The sequence below is a fragment of the Caldimonas brevitalea genome (genome assembly GCF_001017435.1).
Classification (GTDB): domain Bacteria; phylum Pseudomonadota; class Gammaproteobacteria; order Burkholderiales; family Burkholderiaceae_C; genus Caldimonas; species Caldimonas brevitalea.
Genome location: NZ_CP011371.1, coordinates 6,152,091 through 6,171,183, shown reverse-complemented (window position 1 = coordinate 6,171,183; position 19,093 = coordinate 6,152,091). Strand labels below are relative to the sequence as shown.

The window sequence follows — 19,093 nt, the reverse complement described above, 5'->3', positions numbered from 1 at the left end:
AAGTTCTGGCGGATCTTACGTCGAGAGCGGATGCATCACGAACGGGAGCTATACACCCAGTTGGGGGAGTGCCTCGACCCGCAGGGGCTCTACCTCGGTCTTGGCAGGTTCGAGCTGCGGCGCCGGCCTCTGGCATTGTTAATAGGTCCTCCGCCCTGTTCGATCCTGCAGACTCCTTGTCATTCTTCCGCGCTACCTCGAAGATTGGGCGCATGCACGGGGGCAACATGGACTACTTTTCTATCGGCTATTTGTAATTCGTATTCGCGGCCGCCTTTGCTTCGCTTTATCTGGTGGCCCGCCAAGTTCGAAGATTTGGGGCATGGGTGCAGCGCGAAGCAGGACCGAAGGAGCGTGTCGGCGCCATGCTAGTCATTCTTGCGATCGTTGGTTTCGTGGCCGGCAGCCTTGCCCACCCCTTTGGGACACCGGTGTTCGGTGTGCCGAAGCTGGTAAACCTGTAGTGGCCTGCGTTCTGCCGGTAAGGCGCCGACCGTCTCATCCCGTCTTCTGCCGCCGAGGCAACGCATCTCCGCGAGGCTGTCCCCGTACTACTTATGACCCCATCATGCTGCCTCTAAGGGCGCATCAGGGTCAGATGCCAGATATGGCGCGGGAATAGATTGGAAAGGGAATAGCCATGAAAGCTGGCCACGATTACCTGCTGCTCGGTGAACTACCGGGCGGTGACGTATGAACACGCACAGACCCACAAGGAAGCAGTCCCTTCTAACCACAGAGACAAGTTCCGAGGCTTCGCTGGAAGCTTCATTCTCCGAAGTGGTCGGCCTGATCGAGCAGGCTCGTGTCCGCGCCTACCAGGCCGTCAACATCGAACTTGTCGGCCTCTACTGGCAGATCGGCGAATACATCAGCGGCAAGCTGGCGACGGCGGAATGGGGCGAAGGGGTAGTAGAGAGCCTGGCGCGCCACCTCATGCGTACCGTGCCTGAGCTGCGCGGCTTTTCGGTCCAGAACCTGTGGCGCATGCGTCAGTTCTTCGATACATACCGTGGCGACGCCGGGCTCTCGGCGCTGGTGCGAGCTTTGCCGTGGACGCACAACCTCATCGTTCTGGGTCAGGCCAAACGGATCGAGGAGCGTGAGTTCTACCTGCGCATGGCCGTGCAGGAGAAGTGGAGCAAGCGCGAGCTGGAACGCCAGCTTCGCCTCGGTGCCTTCGAACGAGCGGTGCTCGAAGCGCCAAAACTCTCACCAGCGGTGAGAGAAATGCACGGAGACGCGGCAACGCAGGTGTTCAAAGATGTCTACGCCCTTGAATTTCTTGGCCTACAGGTCGGCCACACCGAGGCCGACCTGCACCGCGGCCTACTGACCCAGATGCGCAACTTCCTCATCGAGCTCGGACGCGATTTCTGCTTCGTTGGTTCGCAGTTCCTGTTGCAAGTTGGCGGGCGCGACTTCGCCCTGGACCTGCTGTTCTTCCACCGCGGCCTGAACTGCCTGGTTGCCATCGAACTGAAGGTCGACCGCTTCGAACCCGAGCACTTGGGCAAGCTGAACTTCTATTTGGAAGCGTTGGACCGAGACGTGCGAAAACCGCACGAGAACCCCGCAATCGGTCTGTTGCTGTGCGCGTCGAAGGACAGCGAGGTGGTGGAGTACGCGCTGAGCCGCACGCTCTCGCCTGCGCTCGTAGCGCAGTACCAAACGCAGCTGCCGGACAAGCAACTGCTGGCGGCCAAGTTGCATGAGTTCTATGCGTTGAATACACCGGAAAGGGAAACGGAGTGAACCTGACACGGAAGCGGACGGACGTGTGTGGCGTTGGGCCCGCGCCTGCAGAGCCAGGAGGCTGCCGAAGCGTTCGGCTCCGGCCTCAAACTCGAATCCCACATCTCGCCAGGAGCATTGCAGGGCCTAGCCTTCACATTCATGACCTCCCCCCGCTATCAACGCGATCGATCGCGCGTCACTGGTCGGTACTTGCCTCCCGGCTAGCCTGAGGCCGAGGGAGCGGACGCAAGTCGGCGCGGGCAGTGTGATATGTCCCGTGACATCTCCACCCCAAACGTGGGATGGCTCGGCGTCACGAGGTCAGCAGAATCATGGGCAAGTCAACGAGCGAGGCTGGTCCGCAGTGCCAGCCAGCTCAGCAGTCCGTTGAGTTGCATGGCGTTGTTGCCTCTGCGAGCGAAACGAGGGAGGGAAATTGAGAACGTCGAAAGCTCCTTTTGGGGGGCTACTCCTGCTAGTGACAGGAGCAGCGATGGCGGCGGGATATACGCCGGTGCCGAGGATGACGGTCAAGTCGGTGATCGATGCCTACACGGGCGAGACAGGTGTGGCCGTGCACGAGCAAAGCGCTCGGGCCATGGTTGCCACTCGGCATGCAGAGGGCTACCTCGCCGGGGTGGCCGACGCATCGGAAGGCCGCAGTTGGTGCGACCAGGGCACCGTGAAGGTTGATGAGATCGATTCGATCGTGGTGGGCGAGTTGCGCAAGCTGCCGCCCGAGAAGCAGCAGCGGGCAGCGGCTCCCGAGATCCTGAAGATTCTTGCCACCAAGTTTCCCTGCAAACAAGGAAAGCAATGAAGCCGAGCTTTGCAACGCTGGCTGGCCAGTACTCCAGCAACAAGCGGGTGACCCAGGAAGATCTGCTTCGTGAGATCGGTGGGACGATCTGATCGGGAACGCGGCCTACACCAACACCTGCGCCATCCGAGTCAGCCTCGCGCTGATCAAATGTGGCGTCAACGTCCGCGGGCGCATTGCCATCAAACGGGGTGACCACAAAGGCAATCGCATCGAGCCTGGTCAAGCCAAGCTGGCGCGCCTGCTCGCAGAGACGGCGTATCTGGGGACGCCCGAGAAGTTCAAGAAAGCAGATGCCGAGGCAGGCATCGGGACTCGCAAAGGCGTCATCTCGTTCTGGAGCATCCCGGGCTACTTAAACGGTACCGGCGGACACATCGACATCATTTCGCCCGCGCTTGGCAACGTTCAGACGTGCGGTTCCGGCTGTTTCTGGACCTCTTCGGATGTCTGGTTCTGGCCCTTGACTTGACTGTTGAACGCGGGCAACTGGGAGGGGCGCCCCGACGCAGTTGGCTTGATCAACTTCAACGGTCGACGCCCACCGCATACCGCTGCACGTCGACCGCGCGGCAGTCATCCAGCCAGGCACCGGAAAGCCGCTGTTCGATCCGTAGTCGACACTGCAAGCGCTCGCGCGCCGGGTCAGGTCTTGAATTTGAAGTCCCGAACCTTGCCCTGAAGGTGGCAGGGTGGGGCGCTTGAGATTTGGGGGCTGTCCCCTCGTGCCGCTTTACGTTGCTTCAACGGACCGCGAGTCAACTATCGGACCGACCGATCGAACTTCTGGAGCCTCAGATGAAGCCGAAACTTCTGACAGTCGTGCTCTGCGGTGCCCTCGCGGGCATCGCCAGCGCGAAGGACCGCCCCGTCGATTCGCCAGAATCCGCGGGGCGAGCCTATGCAGAGGTCTACAAAGACATGGTGCTCGCCCTGTGTGTCGCAAAGGCCTACCAGAAGGAACCCGGAGCCGCTGCTGACGCGGGCAGCACGGTTGGGGCCTTGTGACCTGCTCCCCACCAGCCGTGCCAGGGTAAAGGAAGTGAAGTCCGTCAACCAGGAGAATGGCGGACATGAGGAAGAGCAAGTTCAGCGAGGAACAGATCATCGGGTTCCTCAAGCAGGCCGAGGCCGGTATTCCGGTGGCCGAGATCTGCCGCAAGGGCGGTTTCAGCGACGCGACGTTCTACAAGTGGCGCTCCAAGTTCGGCGGCATGGACGTGCCGGACGCGCAACGGCTGCGTGAGCTGGAGGCGGAGAACGCCAAGCTCAAGAAGCTGTTGGCCGAGGCGCACCTGGACATGCACGCGCTCAAGAGCGTCCTCGGGGTAAAGCGTTAGCCCCACGAGCCAAGCGCGAGGCGGTCCGCAAGATGGTTCAGGAACACCAACTGTCGGAGCGCCGTGCGTGTCGCCTCGTGGGGCTATCCCGCGACAGCTATCGGCACCCGCCGCAGGCCGACGCTCAGACACAGGCACTGGCCGGGCGCATCGTCGAGATCGCTCACGAACGGCGCCGGTTCGGCTACCGCCGCATCCACGACTTGTTGCGCCCGGAGTTCCCCAACGTCAACCACAAGCGTGTGTGGCGGCTGTACGCGGCGGCCAACCTGGCGGTGCGCAAGCGCAAGAAGGTTCGCAGGCCACCGGCCGAGCGCCTGCCGCTGCAGGCCGCCACGATGGTCAACGAGGTATGGAGCATGGATTTCGTCAGTGACAGCCTGGCCAATGGCCGACGACTGAAGTGCCTGACGGTCGCCGACGACTTCAGCCACGAGTGTGTTGACATCACGGTCGATTACGGCATCTCGGGTGAGTACGTCACGAGGCTGCTGGACCGTGCGGCTCGCTTCCGAGGCTACCCCGCCGCTGTGCGGACCGACAACGGGCCGGAGTTCACGAGCCGCGCCTTCATCGCGTGGACCATCGAGCACGGCGTGCGGCACCTGCTGATCCAGCCCGGCAGACCCATGCAGAACGGCTACATCGAGAGCTTCAACGGCAAGTTCCGGGACGAGTGCCTGAACGAGCATTGGTTCCAGACCCTGCAGCAGGCCCGGGAGACCATCGCGCACTGGCGACGCGACTACAACGAGGTGCGACCGCACAGCAGCATCGGACGCATCCCACCCTCGCGCTTCGCCGAACAGCACCGCCAGCATTCAGGCAGTGCTGCTCACCAACCTTCAGCTTCACACGAGATCAATTAACCTTCAACCCCGGACTCCTTCCATACGACTGGCACGGCAGAAGGGGGCAGGTCACTTGCGCGATTGGGCGAACTACGACATGGAGAACAGCCCACACGAAATCGAGGCGTTGGTGGACTCCTACCTGGCTCGCAACTACCACAACCCGCTCGTCGAGCCGGAAGTGAAGGGCGTACGCTTTGACATGCTCAAGTGCCTAGACCTGTACCACAGCAAGGAACTTGAAGCACAGGTGAAGCGCTTCGTTATCAAGCCCAAGCGCTCGTTCCGGCAAGACAACCCGCCGTCTGCTCGCTGACCTTTTCGAGCGACCTCGCTCCGGCCCGCGAAGATCCGGCAGGCCGCTCTGAGGATCGCTCAGACGAATGCTTCGAGGCGCTTGCAGACCGAACTGGGGCACTGCTGCTTGTACGAGGAAAGGAGCCGGAGTGCCGTGGCAGGGTCGTCATGTGGCAGCTTTGGAGGCTTGGCGAGGCCGCTTTGTGGAAGACTTGCGCCAGCCCGGGTTGGACGGTGGCAGGGTGGAGCTTCAGGTTTCGCTCCCGTCGGGACGAGGCTGGTATGACCTTTACTCCTCCCACGAGTCACCTCGTCGACGAGCATGGACCTCACGGAACGCACTTCCCATCCAGGCACCTCAATCTCCATGTCCGATGAGCGCAGACTTCTTAACATGCAGACCGATGACGATGAGCGCTGGGAGGCGCACCTCGACGCCTACCGCAGAGCGGATGGACTTTACCGGGGAGGGAAGTTGAAGGAAGCTCTTCTGACTTTTCGAGTAGCGCTGTCGCTTGAACCAGGTGATAGCGACACCCTCTGGGCTATCGCGGACTGCTACAGCGAACTCGGAAAATACTGGAAGGCAAAAAGCCTGTACAAGCAAGCTATGCGTGACGCGGATCCTGGGGACAAAGGGGATCTGACGTACAACATCGCCAATGCGTTATTGGATGCGGGCCAGCCTCGGGCCGCCCTCAAGCTCTATAGGCGCGTTCCTCGCAGTTCCAAGTCTTTCTTGCTGGCCAAGCGTAACGCGATACTCGCTGTGAGGCGGGTGGGCTCAAGAAGGGCGTGATCCTTTTCGAGGTTCAAGGATGGAGCGACGCCAGTGGCCACGCCACGCTCTTCGAACACCACGCAGGGTCAGATACCGTCTTGAAAGTCAAGCTTGGGCATTGCCAAACTGACATCGAAAGCCCTGCGCGAACGAACGACACCGAAGATCAGCAGCGCGAGCTTGTGCATACAGGCGCCGATGACGGCTTTGGGTGCCATCCCCTGAGAACGCAGGCGGTCGCCGAAAGCCTTCACGGCCTGGTTGTGCTGCATCGCGACGATGGCCGGCATGTATAGCGCGGTGCGCATTGCCGCATGACCGGTACGATTCAGTATCGTTCGGCCCTTGATCGATGTGCCCGACTGCCGTTGCCTTGGTGTCACCCCGAGGAACGCGGCCAGCGCTTTGGCATTGCCGAATCGACGCACGTCGCCGAGGTAGGCGAGGACCTTGGCAACCGTCACGGGTCCCAATCCCGGGATGCTTTGCATCAGCGCCGCGTCCTCGCGCAGATCGGCATGTCCATCGATGTGATCGTCAATCTGTCGCTGCAGATCGACCATGCAGCGCTTGAGCCACTGAATGTGATCGTCGATTGACTGTCGCAACCCAGCATTGTTGTCCAGCGCCTCGAGTCGATTGGATTCTTGCTGCACCATGTCTTTGAGGATCTGCAGGCGATCCACCAGGGCCCGCAGATGACGCACATGTGCAGGTGCAGCGACCCAACGCTCAGGCGCATGCTTGGAGCAGAAGCGCGCGAGCAACAACTGCGCGTCCGCGCGGTCGTTCTTGTTGCGCATCAGTTCACTTTGCGCGAAGCCGTTGACGCGCAGTGGATTGACGACGCTAGCAAACGCGCCGGGGTCAGGCGCTAAATTTAAAGCCTCGCACCTTGCCCAATGTGGTAGGGCAGGAATCCAAGATCTGCGGCGACCCCCTCGTCATATGGCGACCAATCCTGATACCGCGAGATCACACGCGCCAAGCTTGACGTCTGTGGCCCTCACAAAATAGCCGTCGCACTTGCTTCGAAGGCGCTGGCACCTGGTCCCTCCGGCCTTGGCCGCCGCGTGGCCTAGGGCCAACTAGGAGATGTGCTCGCAATTGACCAGCGCTTGACGCGGCACCGTAAGCTCCCGCTGCGAGGGCCTTCTGTTGTCGTCAAGCACGTCGACCGCGACCCTGTCTGGACCACTGCGCTCGCCGCCCGGCCTTTGAGAATCGCACATTCTTCTGATGCAGAAGCCCTGGCGCGAGCGCTGCGCGTGACGTGTTCTGTCACACGTTCACCCCTAAGGTGGGATGGCTCGACCTGGCGCGGCAAGCAGAATGACTGCGGGAAATTCTGCTGCGATGGAGACCCGCTGATGACATCAATCACGCCCTATGAGCAGGAAGACGTTTCGCCTGACCCAAAACTGTCTCCGCAGTTGACGAAGGCACTCCGTTCCTTGACCTGGGAGGCCCTGTCTACTGGCTTCAACAGGTCACTAAAGGTGGGTGGAGTAGTCGGCACCCTCCAGGTTTTCATCTATTACTTATCCCTACGATACAACCCCATTGACAGCTTGGAAGGGCTGGGCGCAGCGGCGATGCTCGTTGCGGGCATCTCGTTTCTGGTCGGCATGTCGCTGTTTTGCATTTGGGGCTTCCCAGTGATCTGGTTCAATGCGCTGGTAGCTCAACGTGGCGCCGAACGCACTCACGACTGGTTCGGTGCCAGGGCAGCAGCCCCCGCCTCGCCTTCGGACGATCCGTCCGCCGACAGGGGGAAAGTTCTAGTCTTTGTTATAGCAACGTTCGCGTTCCCCTGGCTTGCAGTGCTGGCAGCTGCACTTCCTGATTACTTCTTCGGCCAGGTCTACCAGCGCCATGTGGCATCGGGATTCGCGGCTGCAGCGTTGATTTACGCCGCACCTTATCTCTTCGACTGCTGGAATACAATTCAAAGTAGTTCACAAGGCCCCTCCTACTTCTGGCCCCAGGTGTTTTTCCCTCGATTGCTCGTTGTCATTGTGACATGCGTCGTTGGGGCATTTCCGTTGCTTGCTTTTCTCACAGTTGCCTCTCTGCCCAGCGACGGCCTGGTTGAATCCGAGCTTGATTTTTCGATGACCATCGCAGCTGGCATATTTGCCGTTGTCGCTTCAAATGCAGTGAATGTGTACCTAAGTCTCTCCACTGGACGGACTGACCAAACCTTTCATTTTGCTAAGTGGACGTTGCAGGCAGGTGTTGCTCTCGTGGCGTTCCTCTTCATGATTTTCCTGATGGGCAGAGTTTCGTCACTTCAAAACCAGGTCATGTCGCTTGCTTCCGTGAGGCTCTCGCCCGCGCGGGTCGTGTTGGACGAGACGGGCTGCAAAGCACTGCGCTATCTGGGCGCTTCGGACGCCGCGATGGTTCGAGCCTCTACGCCGCACTTCTCATCGCCATCGCCGGGTGCAGCTTCCGACGGCCAGGCCTCCGAGCCTGCTCCCGACAAAGAGGACCAACCTTGCACCTTACGCGGTGTCACGGTGGGATCGCGCTTGGGTTCGGCGTGGCGATTCAACTGTAACGCCTTCGAAGCGCAGGCTGCGGAACTACGGGGCGCTGCCGGGCGCTACGGGTTTGTTCTTCAAGCCGAAAATGTCCTCGGGTGGTCTGTCGAGTCCAAGCACGCGCCGCCATCGGAGAAAGGGGCTGACCCTGTCCGTGACATTTGCAAGGCGATCCGCGGGGACCTCGCTTCTTCCGCAAGGCGTGACGAGGAAGCTTACGAAGCCGGTGGGGCGGACGGGAAAGCAGGCGCACCGAGTCGCCGAAGGTATCTCTCCTCGTGGAGCATAGAAATTGGACAGACATGAAGCGAGAGGGATCGCGGCGCAGTTCGTTGCTGTGAACGTCGCTGCCCCTCCCGAGGATTGCTACTTGATCGTCGACGCGGGCGTGATCGAGGACCAAGACGGCTGGTACTTCCCGTACCAGAGTGCCCGTTTCATTGAAACCAACGACATCAGCTATTCAGTGGTGGGCAACTGCCCGATCTTTGTCTCGAAGTGCGGGAAGACCGCTGAACTAAGAAGACCGCCTCTTCACCTCATTACGAGGGTCCGGCCCAGAGTTTGACGTCCGGCGGCTCGGGCCGAATAGTGACGCGAGGTAGACGAGCGCAACACGCAGCTGCCTGCTCGCAGCGTGGGCGCCGCGCCAGCTTATTTGCTAAGCCGTCGAGACAAACCTGAGCTAAGCAACCGGTCCACTCGCACGATAGTTGATGACGCTATGAACTACACGTTGCGCAACGACGCCTGCGCGGGCACGTGCCGGGGTCAGATACCGTCTTAAAAGTCAAGCTTGGGCATTGCCAAACTGGCATCGAAAGCCCTGCGCGAACGAACGACACCGAAGATCAGCAGCACGAGCTTGTGCATACAGGCACCGACGACGGCTTTGGGTGCCATCCCGTGTGAACGCAGGCGGTCGCCGAAAGCCTTGACCGCCTGGTTGTGCTGCATCCCGACGATTGCCAGCATGTATAGCGCGCTGCGCATTGCGGCCTGACCGGTACGATTCAGTATCGTTCGGCCCTTGATCGATATGCCCGACTGCCGTTGCCTTGGTGTCACCCCAGTCCCGCATCTTGCCGGGAACAGACCAATCGCCTGGAACGGGGTGGTCACCGGAACAAGGTGGACAACAGATGGGATGCCACCGGCAGACCACTCGTGGCCTCGAAGAAGTCCACACCCTTTTGCGCAGGCCGGATCGAGGCGAACAGCGCGGGGAAGTAGGGCTGCCGCAGGTGGTGCACCGTCTGGCATTCTTCGCATGCGTGAAACTGCGGGAGGAAGTGCTGATTCTTCCGCGTGCCCACCGGCCCCACCGCATCCCAAACTTTCAGAGAGGCTTGCATCGATACCGGCTTGCACTGCCCGCGCCAGTCAACGTTCCCGAGAACCGCCACGTAGAAACCAATCAGGTTCGAGACGAGGTCCTCTTCACTGAAGCCGCTGTCGGTAAGCATGGAAAGCGATGCTTGGACGTTCTCGAATCCCATCGACACTTCCATGAAGATCGCCAGCGCCACGGACCGCTTGACCGCGAGCGGCAACCCTTTGCGCACGAAATAGAACTTCGTGAAATCGCGCGAAAAGCCCATCTTGCTCATCGCCTGCCGATACATGACCAAGTGGTGATTGTTGTGGCCGCTGACCTTTAGCCCTCGCTCCAACAAGATGTCTTTCCAAAGGTAGCTGGCACTCGCGTGGCGGTTGCGCGGAGTGTCCACCGACTGCAGATGGCCTACGTCGATCCAGCCGCAGTTGCAGGTGTAAGTCAGGCGGTGCGGAATATCGGCTCGGGTTGACATCTCGGAACCTCCCTGTTTGCTTCCCTCTTCGGGGTGCTTGTTGTCGTCTGGCTAATCGAAGTGGGTCAAGCTGACCCGCAGGCCCGCAGCGGCGGGTACCTCCTCCAGCGTCATCAGCACGCTGCCATCCGTTGGCGACGTGTACTGCGCTTCCTTCGCGGTGGTCGACGCCGTCTGCGCTTGCGAGCCACTGTCGGGTGGCGCATGCGAAAAGCCTTGCTCGTCCAAATACCGCTGCAGGGTTCGCCAGGCTTGTGCCGCGTCGGCCTGCGAGACGTAGAAGCTCACTTGTGACTGCGGCAGCTTATTGCCATCGCCGACCGAGCCAAAGTACTCGGCGGGCTGAAGGGCGGCAGCAATTGGGGCATTGCGCACCAGGCTGGAGATGCCCAGATAGTAGGTAAGAGAACCGGGCTGCGGCGTGTAATCCTCCTGTGAGAACAGGTAGGCAATCGCCGCAAGGCCTGCACCAGCTGACAGCGCAACGCAGAGAACCCCGATTTTTAGGACCGTTCCAAGACGCATGAGTAGATGGGCTGCAGCCAGAGCATTGAAGATACCGTAGGAACAGCGCGCTCTCTAGACCCAGCTGCCGTAAACGCTTGTAATCCAAATGTCCTGCAGCGGTCGCCTGCCCATCTTCATCGCACCGCTCACAGGCGCCGAGCTTCGTCGGACGCCACTCGAAGTGGCAGAGACCGCACCACGCCGGTATGCCTCGCGCAGGACAGCGTCCTCCGTGAGCAGATACCTCAACACATCTCCCGGCGGCAAGGGCGTGGTGTTTCGGCTTTGCAATGCTTGAGACGCAGCTACGGTGCCGTAGGCTTTCGGCCATTCTTCGCGAGCTTGCTCGCGAGTTGATCCAGTTCCTTGCTGTGGAACAGGTCGATGCACTTCATCGTGTTGAACTCTGACTCCACAGCGCCGCCATACTTCCGGTTCGCATACCGGTCTGCCAAGTCCCGCAGCGCGTCGTAGGCCTCGATCGGCTGTTGCCCGAACTCCAAATAGGCGCTGGCGGTCGCATTGGCGTCCGCCTTGGCCGCAGGGTCCTTTGAGATCTTGGCCAGGCAGACGCTCAAGGCCCAGTTTTTCAGCAGCGTCTTCTGGTTGTACGTCTCGGTCATGCTGCGGGAGTACTGGGCCCGATCGCTTTCATCAGCGCGGGCGAGATGGCCGAGGGTGAGCAGGACGAGGCTGACCGCAATGAGCGCCGATTTCATCGCAGTACCCATATCGAGGCGACGTCTGGGACGAAGGGGCCGTTGTCTGGATCATGCATGAGGTGGCAACTGTCCGAACACTTGGTGCCATCCCACAGCGTCACGTGCCCCCTTGCGTTTCCCCAACCATGGCCCTTCACCACGATGATTCCTTTCATCCCCGCAAAGTCGGCCTGCGTGGGTGACTTCACGGTTTTGTCTGGCTTGCCGAAGGCGTGCTCAAGGTAGCTCATCATGTCGCCGACGCGGTAGATGTACTGGTGCCGGTCGCCGCCACTGACCATCGCGTATTGCGAGCTCTTGGGGATGGGGAAGCCCGTCACGTTGAGCACATAGCTCATGCGGATCGGGCAGGCGTTTTGAAACCCGCCCTCGGGCAACTCAATGTTCTTTTGAACGTTGCCGCCGATCTTCTTTCCAACTTCGGCAACCGAGACCCGAACTGCCATGAAGGCAGCCCATGCAGAATTGAATGATGGCCTTCCCATGCTGCACTCCCTGCTGTAGTTTGCCGGGATCTTACGACGCCATGCCACGTGCTGCGAACTGACCTATACGCCCAGTTGGGGGAGGTATGCTGCTCATCTCGAGCTGCAAGGGCTTCCTTCTGCGTCACCTCGCTGGTGAACAAGATGAGCATCCGCCTAGTGCTTCCCATCGCGGTACTTCGTTGCCTGACGCTGTGGTGCACACACTCGGGCGTGCCCGGCCTGCGCGGCTTTTCGCTGCAGAACCTGAGGCGCATGCGACAGTTCTTCGCCACGTATCGGGACGACAAACTCTCACCGCTGGTGAGAGTTTGTCGTGAACGCTCAACCTCATCATCCTGGACCAATCCAAACGGACCGAGGAGCGTGAGTTCTACCTGCGCATAGCCGTGCAGGAGAAGTGGAGCAGTCGTGAACTGGAGCGCCAGCTTCGCCTCGGTGCCTTCGAGCGCGCCATACAGCGTCAGGGTCAGACCTTGAATTTGAACTCCCGCATCTCGAAGGTATGCAATGGGATGGACGCTCCTTCCGGGCGAGTGGTTGCTGACACTTCCACTCTGGCACATTGATGCCGTCACCGGGTGGGGGCGTCCATCCCATTGCGTACGAAACAATAGCGTCCTTGGACACCATCGATCCCCAGGGATGAAATGTGGCAGCCATGACACGAGAGTCAGCGGTGCGGTGGGGATCTGAATATGACAGGGCGGCACGCAACGGCGTTGAGCTGCGCTTCATCCAACCCGGCACCGAAAACAAGGTATCGACTGGCGACGCTCACGGCGACCCTGGGGTAGCGGTTCGGTGAGAAGGCTCGACAAGTAGCAGGCACGAGTCCATTCCGCCGGGCCGACCGCAAACAGTTGCGGTATGGCGATTGAGAACCTCGCCCTTACGGCCGGCGCACCCTTGCCCGCCAGGCGAGCGCTCCCAGTCCGACGAACACCAGTGCCACGGTGTGAGGCTCAGGAACCGGGGTCAACAGCAGAGCCGCGTATTGATCAGTCCCCCGGAGTTGAGCGCCGACCAGAATCTGTCCTCGGTTGTTGATGTCGTGCGCACTGACGATGTTCCACTTTTCCTGCATGCCGGGCACCAACCTTGTGTACAACTCGAAGGTTTCGCCATCGACGTAGGCAAAGTGTCGCGCGTCCACGTCCCGGCCGAAGAGCCGGCCCAAAACGTCACCTGCGTCGTTCATGGCCACCGGGGTGCTCCACCAGTAGTCGCTGTTCTCGGGCAGGGGTATCGCCACCGTGCCGTTCTCGGCGTCCCAGATGGCCGCGTGCATGTCCATGTCTCCGAGGGTCCCGTACCACAGTGCGACCTGCCCCGCCTCGTTGATGTCGCTTGCGCTACCGATGATTTCCCCATTCGGTCCTTTCAACAAGTTCATCTGACCGTCGCTGTAATACATGGGAGAGTCGGGGCCGGACTCGTACCCAAGGCTTCCCACCGCTTGGCCCCGGTCGTTGATGGCAACCGCCTCGCCGCGGATGAACTCCGGCAGCAGCCCCAGAGACCGAACCGACGTGCCGTCGTAGATGAACGGGGTGCGCTGCCCGTGTTCATTGGGCAAGCTGCCGGCCAGCATGCCGGACGCATTGATGGAGCGCACGTCGACGCTGCGACCCAGGGTCCCGAGACTGGTCGTCACCCCGTCTCGGTAGACGAAGGCGTGCCGTTCTTCACCGACGGTGGCAGACCCGGCGACCTGCCCGCTGTTGTTGATGTCGCTCGCCCAGGTCTGGGTTGCCCCCTTCGGCGGCGGCAATAGTCGAAGTGCGGTTGTCGGGCTCCAGATGAAGGCGTGGTAGCCGCCACGGCCATCGGAGATATCGCCAACCACTTCGCCGAGGTCGTTCATGCTGGTGACGGAGACGTACGCTGGTGTGCCGGCCTTGATTTCGGTGACCGTGTAGCGGGGGCCAGCGGCGTCCTGCGCAGACGCAGTAGCAGCCCCGAGAGGGGCCAGCGCGAGAAGCGCGGAGAAGAGCAGTCGGGTCGGTTGAAACACGGTAGGTCCCTGGTCGGTATGGCGAAGTGGGCGGTCGTTCTTGAGCTGCAAGCCCTTGCACTTGCGCAGCCTCGTCCGCCATGCGCAGACGAGCCCACGGGAGGTCAAGCGCCGAACCGAGACCGCCGCGTCGACCGGCGCAGTACCAGCAGCAGGATCGCCGCTCCGCCAAGGAGCAACGAGCTTGAACTGGGCTCGGGAATGGGAGGTGGCGGCCAGTCGAAGGAGGCAGCACCAGAGGGCGACGAGATCGCTACGCCGTTGATGAAGAATGGCGCCACGTCTTCATGGTGACCAGCCTGTACGACCGCGAACGTATCGAACGGCTCGTCGCTCACCATGCCGAAGAAGCCGGTTTCGCCCTGCAGCCTGAAAGTGTCGAGAGAGTTCCCGAGGAACGAGATGTCGACCCCGGCCGTTGTCGTGTCGCCGTATATGCCGAGGGCCATGAAATTCGTCGAGGTGGGGCGGTTGGGGTCGGCCGAAACCAGCGCACCGGTGACGATTCGGAACTGTGTTCCTTGCGGTGGGGACGCGATGGCATTGTCGAACCAGGTGACCTTCGGATCGCCGAGCCAGCAGTCCCCGCCGGGCTTGCTACAGCTTTCGAACCTCATGTCGTCGCTGAATCGGTCACCCGGTACCGCGATGCCCGGCGCCGGCCCGCCTTCGAAGGTGATGAGATCGTGCAAGCCGCCGGTTGCCGCGAGGTAGGTGTCGACACTGCGATACACCGTGAGGGCCGCGCTGGCTGACGGGTGAAGCAAAAACAGCAAAGGCAGCAACATTGCACGGGCCCAGCCTTCGACGAACCGCTTCTTGCCCATGTCTCGCTCCATCGATTTCAGGCGAACCTTGCCCCCTGGAAGGGTAGGCGCAGCCTGGCGTGCCTGCCCCCCTTGCTTGCGGGGCGACCGAAGCGACGCGGATCTTTCGCGGAGCAGCGGGCGGGCAGCTGAGATGCTTCCCTGACGCTCGGCAGCGCTGAGAGAATTGCACGGCGAGGCGGCAACGCAGGTGTTCAAGGACGGCTAAGCCCTCGAATTCCTTGGACTGCAGGTGGCACACCGAGGCGGAGCTGCACCGCGGCCTACTGACCCAGATGCGCAACTTCCTCATCGAGCTCGGACGCGATTTCTGCTTCATTGGTTCGCAGTTCCCGTTGCAGGCTCGAATCGCGAGGCTTTACTCAGAGGTAAGCTTGACAGCCGAGCCTGTCTTCACCAAGGAAGGCTTTCGGGTCATCGAGCGCCGGATCGTCAACGTGAGAGGCGAGGCCAAAGGTCGAAGCCTCACTCCTTCAGGACCGCGGTATGCACACACAGTGGCGACGAACAATCAACTCTGTAGAACGCCGCGCCTGCGGAGCAGGGAGGCTGCCGAAGCGTTGGGGTCACGAGAAGGCACCACTGATGACCGCTATGAGCGTCAACCCCGAAGAGTAATGAGCATGAAACACCGTCGGCCGCATCACCAAGGTCAAGTCGCAACAGCCTCGTCCCGTCTCGCCGTCGCTGTCGTGATGTGGCTCGGCGCGACTGCGTCTTTTGCCGACACGGCACCGCCGATCCGCGTGGTGCGCGTTGGGCATGGCAATGTGGAAGGGTTGAAGAACATTATCAGCGTCAGCCATGACGCCTGCCGGGCAGCCAAGGGACTGCCGCCGGCACCAGCGCCACTGCCGCCCGACAGGGTCTTGGCAAAGCTGGTTTTGTTCGAGCAGGAAGAATTGTTCGACGGCCCGCTGTGGGCCGAATACAAGCTTGTCAGAACTGTTGGCGCCGATCCCCGGCACGACTGCCAGATCGTGGTTTTCAATCAAAGGACGGCGGTCATCGAGCGGACCTGTAAATCGAGAATCGGCGCCTTCTCCGAGTTGCTCCTGAACCTGACAGACAAGTCAGCACCTCCGATCAGGCCCCCGCATATCAGCGAAGAAAAGCTCTCTGACTTGGCCTGCCAAAGCAAGAAGCCTGCAGCAGACATGGACCCAAGCGGGTTGGCCACAGCTGACGCCAGCGGCACGCCATGCGTGTGGAACTCTGCCCTGCATGCGCGTGCATCAGGGGGAAAAGCGGTTGGGAATCAGCCGGACAAGAGCAGCCTGGATTCCTGTTTGTACGCGAAGCGCCCTAGCTATGACTCGAACGGTCTTCAGCGGCCCGTGGTGCTGGCGACCGCAAAACCGACGCAGGCCCTGCTGGAGTCACTGTACGGCGACGTCGTCGCAACCTGGAACACGAAACTTCAAGCCTTCTCGGACGGAGTCCCCATTCCGTCGTACAAATTCACGCGGGCATCGGCCGAAGCATTTGCGAAGCAGCCGACAACAACTCCTTTGCAAGGACACCGATGACGGCCAGGTTGCCACATCAAGGTCAAACCCGGGGGAGCATCGGTAGAACGGGAAGCAGCATGGGAACGGCCAAGAAGCACGCGGATGGCATGGTGTGCCCGGAAGGTTCGAGACGGTCAGGCAACAGAGGTCAGGCAACAGGGTCCGGCCTTCAATTTGAAGTCCCGCCCCGTCCTCGAACATTGCACAGTGCCCCACTTCAGATTTAAGGCCTGACCCCGTCTCGTGACCCTGGAACGGCAGGAAGAGATCAAGTCGCCGTGCTGGCTGCCCGGCGCCGGCGTGCCAATGCGCCAACCGCGGCAAGGCCCGCGGCCATCAAGGCATAAGTCGCCGGCTCAGGAACCGGAGCGGTGTAGTGGTAGGCAAAGGCGTCCATGCCGAGGTAGAGCCGCACCGACTGCGAGGAGCGATTCTCGTAGATGTAGGAGAACGATTGGGTAGCGGAGTCGAGAAGGCCGTCCGCGACCTCCACCATGTTCTGACCGATCGCATCCGGCCCGGGGCGCCCGGGAAAATTGAGCCAAGCCGATGCGATGCCGACGACGCCCTCACACGGCACCTCCCCCAAGCAGATGTCGGCCTTGAGCACGCCGGAAAAGGTGAATGCTGAATTGGGCGCGAGCGTCACATACCCTTCGGTTGCGACCTTTCCCTCGGACCATCCCCCGCCCGGGTTCGCTGGATACCGCACCGTCGCGCTGAGGCTGTCCGCACCGCTCTGCAGCTTCACGCTGTTCTCTTCGACCGTATGCTTGGCGAAGAACGTGTCGGCCTTGAAGCTGCGGTCACCGGTGTAGACCTGGTAGAACTCTGTCAGACCAGCGTCGAAGGTAAAGCTCGCATCGATCTCGTCATCGGGCGTCAGATCGGTCACCACGAAGCGCAACTGCTCGACGGACGCCTGGGCCAGCACGTCTGCGCCCGCCGGGGCGGCAACGCACAAGGCAGCCGCGGCCGCCAGGATAGTCTTGGACAACATATCACTCCCTATGGAAAACAAGTTCTTGTGCACGATGGGAAGGCGCCCGCCCATTGAGGTGGGCCCTACGGCCGCGCACAGTGTACGCATCTGAGGCGTCGTCGCTGGTTGATGTTTGTAAATACTCGCTCGGGCCCGACCGCCGTATGTCCAGGCACTTGAGCAGGTCGAATTTGGCACCGGCATAACCATCGACGGGGTTGGTGTAGTCCCGGCGCAGATACTTCTCCACCAGCTGGTCGGTTGCCGCGTCGCCCTTGTCTTCTTCGTAGTACGTCCACTCGATAAACGCGCTCTTGCTGATGTCGGCGTCCTCGCCGCCAGCCGATCCCTTGTAAGCCGCAGAGATGCAGCTTGCCAGTGCCCTGTCCTTGTAGTTCTGCCCATTGGTCCGGCGCGGCGCATTGATGCAATCGGCCGCACCGGCCGTGAGCGACGAGAACAGCAAGAGGACCGTGAATGTGCGTGCAGCCATCATTTGAGCGCGCAGAAGCTCGCTTGGCTCGTGCGGTAGGTCACTCGCGGCACGTTGAGGTAGCAGCGGTCATAACAGCTCGCGCCATCGTCAAGCGCGAGTTGTCCTCTGGCGTCGCTCCATCGAGTTTTTCAGACCGAGCAGCCCCCGGCTCTGAGCAACAACCCCCCCTACGATCGCACAGATGGTGTCTCGATCACCGCCACCGCTAACGGCCAACCACATTGCATCTTCGAAACCAGGTAAGCGTACGGTCAACGCGCCTTGACCGTACGCTCACACAACAGCATCGACAAACGGTTGAGCTACGGGGCGACGGCCTGCCGCTTTAAGCTTGCGCGAGCGGATTGGAACCCGTCGAGCGGTGTGACCGTTCACCGCGCCTGAGGTCGCATCCGCGCAATCCTTCCCTGCCCTGAACGGCGGGGCTTGCCGCGCACCGGGTCAGTAGTAGTCCTCTTCACGCTGATGCCGCACAGCCAACACGACGATGTTCGACGGTCCGGAAATCTCATAGAGGGCCACGTACCCGGTCCGGCCGAACGGAATGATGAGTTCACGTCGGGTGGGGCTCTTTCCGGTCTTTCTAAAGCTGTACGGAGTCGCAGCCAGCTGATGAAACACAGCCGAGCGGATCGCGTGAATTGCCAGTTGGGCATCGTCGAGATCTTCGACCGTCTGGGCCCTGTCCAGCAAGAAATCGAACAGGCGTGCGAGGTCGTCGTCTGCTTCAGGAGAGAAACGAACCTCGAAGCTCATCCTTCGAGTTGCCGCCGCTTCGCATCAAGCTTGCCCTGCAGCCGCTCCAGTACGTCATCGGCCGACACGGTCACGCCCGTCCGCTGGTAGTTCTCCCAAGCGGTCTCGCCGCGCTCGTGAAACCGGGTTTGGACGCGGCGGTACTCCACCGCTTTGCGTACGGAAGCCTCGACGAATTCCGACAGCGTCTCGCCGGGGTGCAAGACGGCCTCGAGCTCATTGCGCAGTTCCGGCTCAACGCGGACTTGGGGAAGCACGGCGGATTTCATGCTCTGATTGTATTGCATTTGCGTTGCAAGCGCAATTTTGGGACTGCGGAGCGCAAAGCGCTCGCTTGGCGTGTGGCCTGACCCGCGAGCAAGGGGCGGCTCTGTCGTCAAGCCGCCCGGACGACGGTGAGCCCGCTGTAGCCGGGGGACATGCGGCTCATTTGCTCAACGGCGAGTGCTTGTACGTCGACTCGCGTTGTTTGGGGGCCGGCAGTAGGTACACAGCGTCGATGCACTGGACGAAACGGTACGACGCGCCATAGCCGCGGCAAAAATGAGCCTCCAAGGCCCTCGATTTTTGGGTGGACTTGTCCGGCCGCAAACCCGTACCGTCTCTG

At 61.1% G+C, this 19,093-nt stretch carries 23 protein-coding genes and 1 pseudogene; 10 read left to right on the top strand and 14 right to left on the bottom strand.

What is annotated here, in order from left to right; genetic code table 11:
- Window positions 1-693: 693 nt before the first annotated feature.
- The 7 genes from AAW51_RS26330 to AAW51_RS26300 all read left to right on the top strand — a co-directional run bounded on the left by AAW51_RS26330 (window position 694) and on the right by AAW51_RS26300 (window position 5,844).
- A complete protein-coding gene (locus AAW51_RS26330) occupies window positions 694-1,755 on the top strand; it encodes a PDDEXK nuclease domain-containing protein (RefSeq protein ID WP_083438603.1) in 1,062 nt (353 codons plus the stop codon).
- Between the two features lie 505 nt (window positions 1,756-2,260).
- Window positions 2,261-2,557 (top strand): Rap1a/Tai family immunity protein, encoded by a 297-nt coding sequence (locus AAW51_RS26325; protein ID WP_047196988.1) that lies wholly within the window; start codon window positions 2,261-2,263, stop codon window positions 2,555-2,557.
- An 88-nt stretch (window positions 2,558-2,645) separates the two neighbouring features.
- On the top strand, window positions 2,646-3,029 hold the full coding sequence (locus AAW51_RS31450; RefSeq protein ID WP_083438748.1) for a T6SS effector amidase Tae4 family protein: 384 nt from the start codon (window positions 2,646-2,648) through the stop codon (window positions 3,027-3,029).
- Between the two features lie 326 nt (window positions 3,030-3,355).
- A complete protein-coding gene (locus AAW51_RS26320) occupies window positions 3,356-3,565 on the top strand; it encodes a T6SS amidase immunity protein Tai4 family protein (protein WP_047198341.1) in 210 nt (69 codons plus the stop codon).
- 65 nt (window positions 3,566-3,630) lie between these two features.
- Window positions 3,631-4,766 (top strand): IS3 family transposase gene (locus tag AAW51_RS26310; protein WP_417903583.1). Its coding sequence is split into 2 segments (ribosomal slippage): window positions 3,631-3,880 and window positions 3,880-4,766, totalling 1,137 coding nucleotides; the frame shifts between segments, so codons are not numbered across the junction.
- 79 nt (window positions 4,767-4,845) lie between these two features.
- Window positions 4,846-5,064: a T6SS amidase immunity protein Tai4 family protein gene (locus AAW51_RS31445; RefSeq protein ID WP_083438747.1), complete on the top strand. Its 219-nt coding sequence runs from the start codon at window positions 4,846-4,848 to the stop codon at window positions 5,062-5,064.
- A 375-nt stretch (window positions 5,065-5,439) separates the two neighbouring features.
- Window positions 5,440-5,844: a tetratricopeptide repeat protein gene (locus AAW51_RS26300; RefSeq protein ID WP_047196987.1), complete on the top strand. Its 405-nt coding sequence runs from the start codon at window positions 5,440-5,442 to the stop codon at window positions 5,842-5,844.
- Window positions 5,845-5,912: 68 nt separating this feature from the next.
- Here the strand turns inward: AAW51_RS26300 and AAW51_RS26295 are convergent, their stop codons facing one another.
- Complete coding sequence (locus AAW51_RS26295) at window positions 5,913-6,662, bottom strand: IS110 family RNA-guided transposase (protein ID WP_238947941.1); 750 nt, start codon at window positions 6,660-6,662, stop codon at window positions 5,913-5,915.
- Between the two features lie 534 nt (window positions 6,663-7,196).
- Here AAW51_RS26295 and AAW51_RS30295 point away from each other — a divergent pair.
- Window positions 7,197-8,678 carry a hypothetical protein gene (locus tag AAW51_RS30295; protein WP_157360070.1) on the top strand — a complete coding sequence of 494 codons (1,482 nt, stop codon included), beginning with the start codon at window positions 7,197-7,199 and terminating at the stop codon, window positions 8,676-8,678.
- 31 nt (window positions 8,679-8,709) lie between these two features.
- Window positions 8,710-8,940: a YrhB domain-containing protein gene (locus AAW51_RS31440; RefSeq protein ID WP_417903628.1), complete on the top strand. Its 231-nt coding sequence runs from the start codon at window positions 8,710-8,712 to the stop codon at window positions 8,938-8,940.
- Between the two features lie 215 nt (window positions 8,941-9,155).
- Here AAW51_RS31440 and AAW51_RS31035 read toward each other — a convergent pair whose 3' ends face one another.
- From AAW51_RS31035 to AAW51_RS26255, 8 genes and pseudogenes are all read right to left on the bottom strand, one after another.
- Window positions 9,156-9,347 carry a hypothetical protein gene (locus tag AAW51_RS31035; protein ID WP_238947698.1) on the bottom strand — a complete coding sequence of 64 codons (192 nt, stop codon included), beginning with the start codon at window positions 9,345-9,347 and terminating at the stop codon, window positions 9,156-9,158.
- 12 nt (window positions 9,348-9,359) lie between these two features.
- A pseudogene (locus AAW51_RS31435) lies at window positions 9,360-9,440 on the bottom strand (hypothetical protein); the annotation flags it as partial.
- A gap of 50 nt (window positions 9,441-9,490) precedes the next feature.
- Entirely contained in the window at window positions 9,491-10,183 is a 693-nt protein-coding gene (locus AAW51_RS26280) for a hypothetical protein (RefSeq protein ID WP_047196985.1), read from the bottom strand.
- 51 nt (window positions 10,184-10,234) lie between these two features.
- On the bottom strand, window positions 10,235-10,708 hold the full coding sequence (locus AAW51_RS30290) for a hypothetical protein (RefSeq protein WP_157360069.1): 474 nt from the start codon (window positions 10,706-10,708) through the stop codon (window positions 10,235-10,237).
- Between the two features lie 287 nt (window positions 10,709-10,995).
- Window positions 10,996-11,409 carry a T6SS amidase immunity protein Tai4 family protein gene (locus AAW51_RS26270; protein WP_047196983.1) on the bottom strand — a complete coding sequence of 138 codons (414 nt, stop codon included), beginning with the start codon at window positions 11,407-11,409 and terminating at the stop codon, window positions 10,996-10,998.
- Window positions 11,406-11,897 (bottom strand): type VI secretion system amidase effector protein Tae4, encoded by a 492-nt coding sequence (locus AAW51_RS26265; protein ID WP_047196982.1) that lies wholly within the window; start codon window positions 11,895-11,897, stop codon window positions 11,406-11,408. Before AAW51_RS26265 ends, AAW51_RS26270 begins: the two co-directional genes overlap by 4 nt.
- Before the next feature lie 892 nt (window positions 11,898-12,789).
- Window positions 12,790-13,965 carry an HAF repeat-containing PEP-CTERM protein gene (locus AAW51_RS26260; protein WP_047196981.1) on the bottom strand — a complete coding sequence of 392 codons (1,176 nt, stop codon included), beginning with the start codon at window positions 13,963-13,965 and terminating at the stop codon, window positions 12,790-12,792.
- A gap of 53 nt (window positions 13,966-14,018) precedes the next feature.
- The gene (locus AAW51_RS26255) at window positions 14,019-14,741 is read right to left on the bottom strand and encodes a PEP-CTERM sorting domain-containing protein (RefSeq protein WP_047196980.1); all 723 of its coding nucleotides are present in this window, start codon (window positions 14,739-14,741) and stop codon (window positions 14,019-14,021) included.
- Window positions 14,742-15,364: 623 nt separating this feature from the next.
- Between AAW51_RS26255 and AAW51_RS30285 the strand changes: the two genes are divergently transcribed.
- The gene (locus AAW51_RS30285; RefSeq protein WP_238947697.1) at window positions 15,365-16,270 is read left to right on the top strand and encodes a hypothetical protein; all 906 of its coding nucleotides are present in this window, start codon (window positions 15,365-15,367) and stop codon (window positions 16,268-16,270) included.
- A gap of 250 nt (window positions 16,271-16,520) precedes the next feature.
- On the opposite strand, the gene AAW51_RS26250 is transcribed toward AAW51_RS30285, so the two are convergent.
- The 5 genes from AAW51_RS26250 to AAW51_RS26235 all read right to left on the bottom strand — a co-directional run bounded on the left by AAW51_RS26250 (window position 16,521) and on the right by AAW51_RS26235 (window position 18,755).
- Window positions 16,521-17,252 (bottom strand): PEP-CTERM sorting domain-containing protein, encoded by a 732-nt coding sequence (locus AAW51_RS26250; protein WP_047196979.1) that lies wholly within the window; start codon window positions 17,250-17,252, stop codon window positions 16,521-16,523.
- Between the two features lies 1 nt (window position 17,253).
- Window positions 17,254-17,730: a T6SS amidase immunity protein Tai4 family protein gene (locus AAW51_RS26245; protein ID WP_053013930.1), complete on the bottom strand. Its 477-nt coding sequence runs from the start codon at window positions 17,728-17,730 to the stop codon at window positions 17,254-17,256.
- 87 nt (window positions 17,731-17,817) lie between these two features.
- Window positions 17,818-17,952, bottom strand: coding sequence for a hypothetical protein (locus AAW51_RS31430; protein WP_417903588.1), 135 nt, complete (start codon window positions 17,950-17,952; stop codon window positions 17,818-17,820).
- A 219-nt stretch (window positions 17,953-18,171) separates the two neighbouring features.
- Window positions 18,172-18,486, bottom strand: coding sequence for a type II toxin-antitoxin system RelE/ParE family toxin (locus AAW51_RS26240; RefSeq protein ID WP_047196978.1), 315 nt, complete (start codon window positions 18,484-18,486; stop codon window positions 18,172-18,174).
- Window positions 18,483-18,755: a YlcI/YnfO family protein gene (locus AAW51_RS26235; protein ID WP_047198336.1), complete on the bottom strand. Its 273-nt coding sequence runs from the start codon at window positions 18,753-18,755 to the stop codon at window positions 18,483-18,485. The genes AAW51_RS26240 and AAW51_RS26235 overlap by 4 nt, the downstream gene beginning before the upstream one ends.
- Window positions 18,756-19,093: the final 338 nt, after the last annotated feature.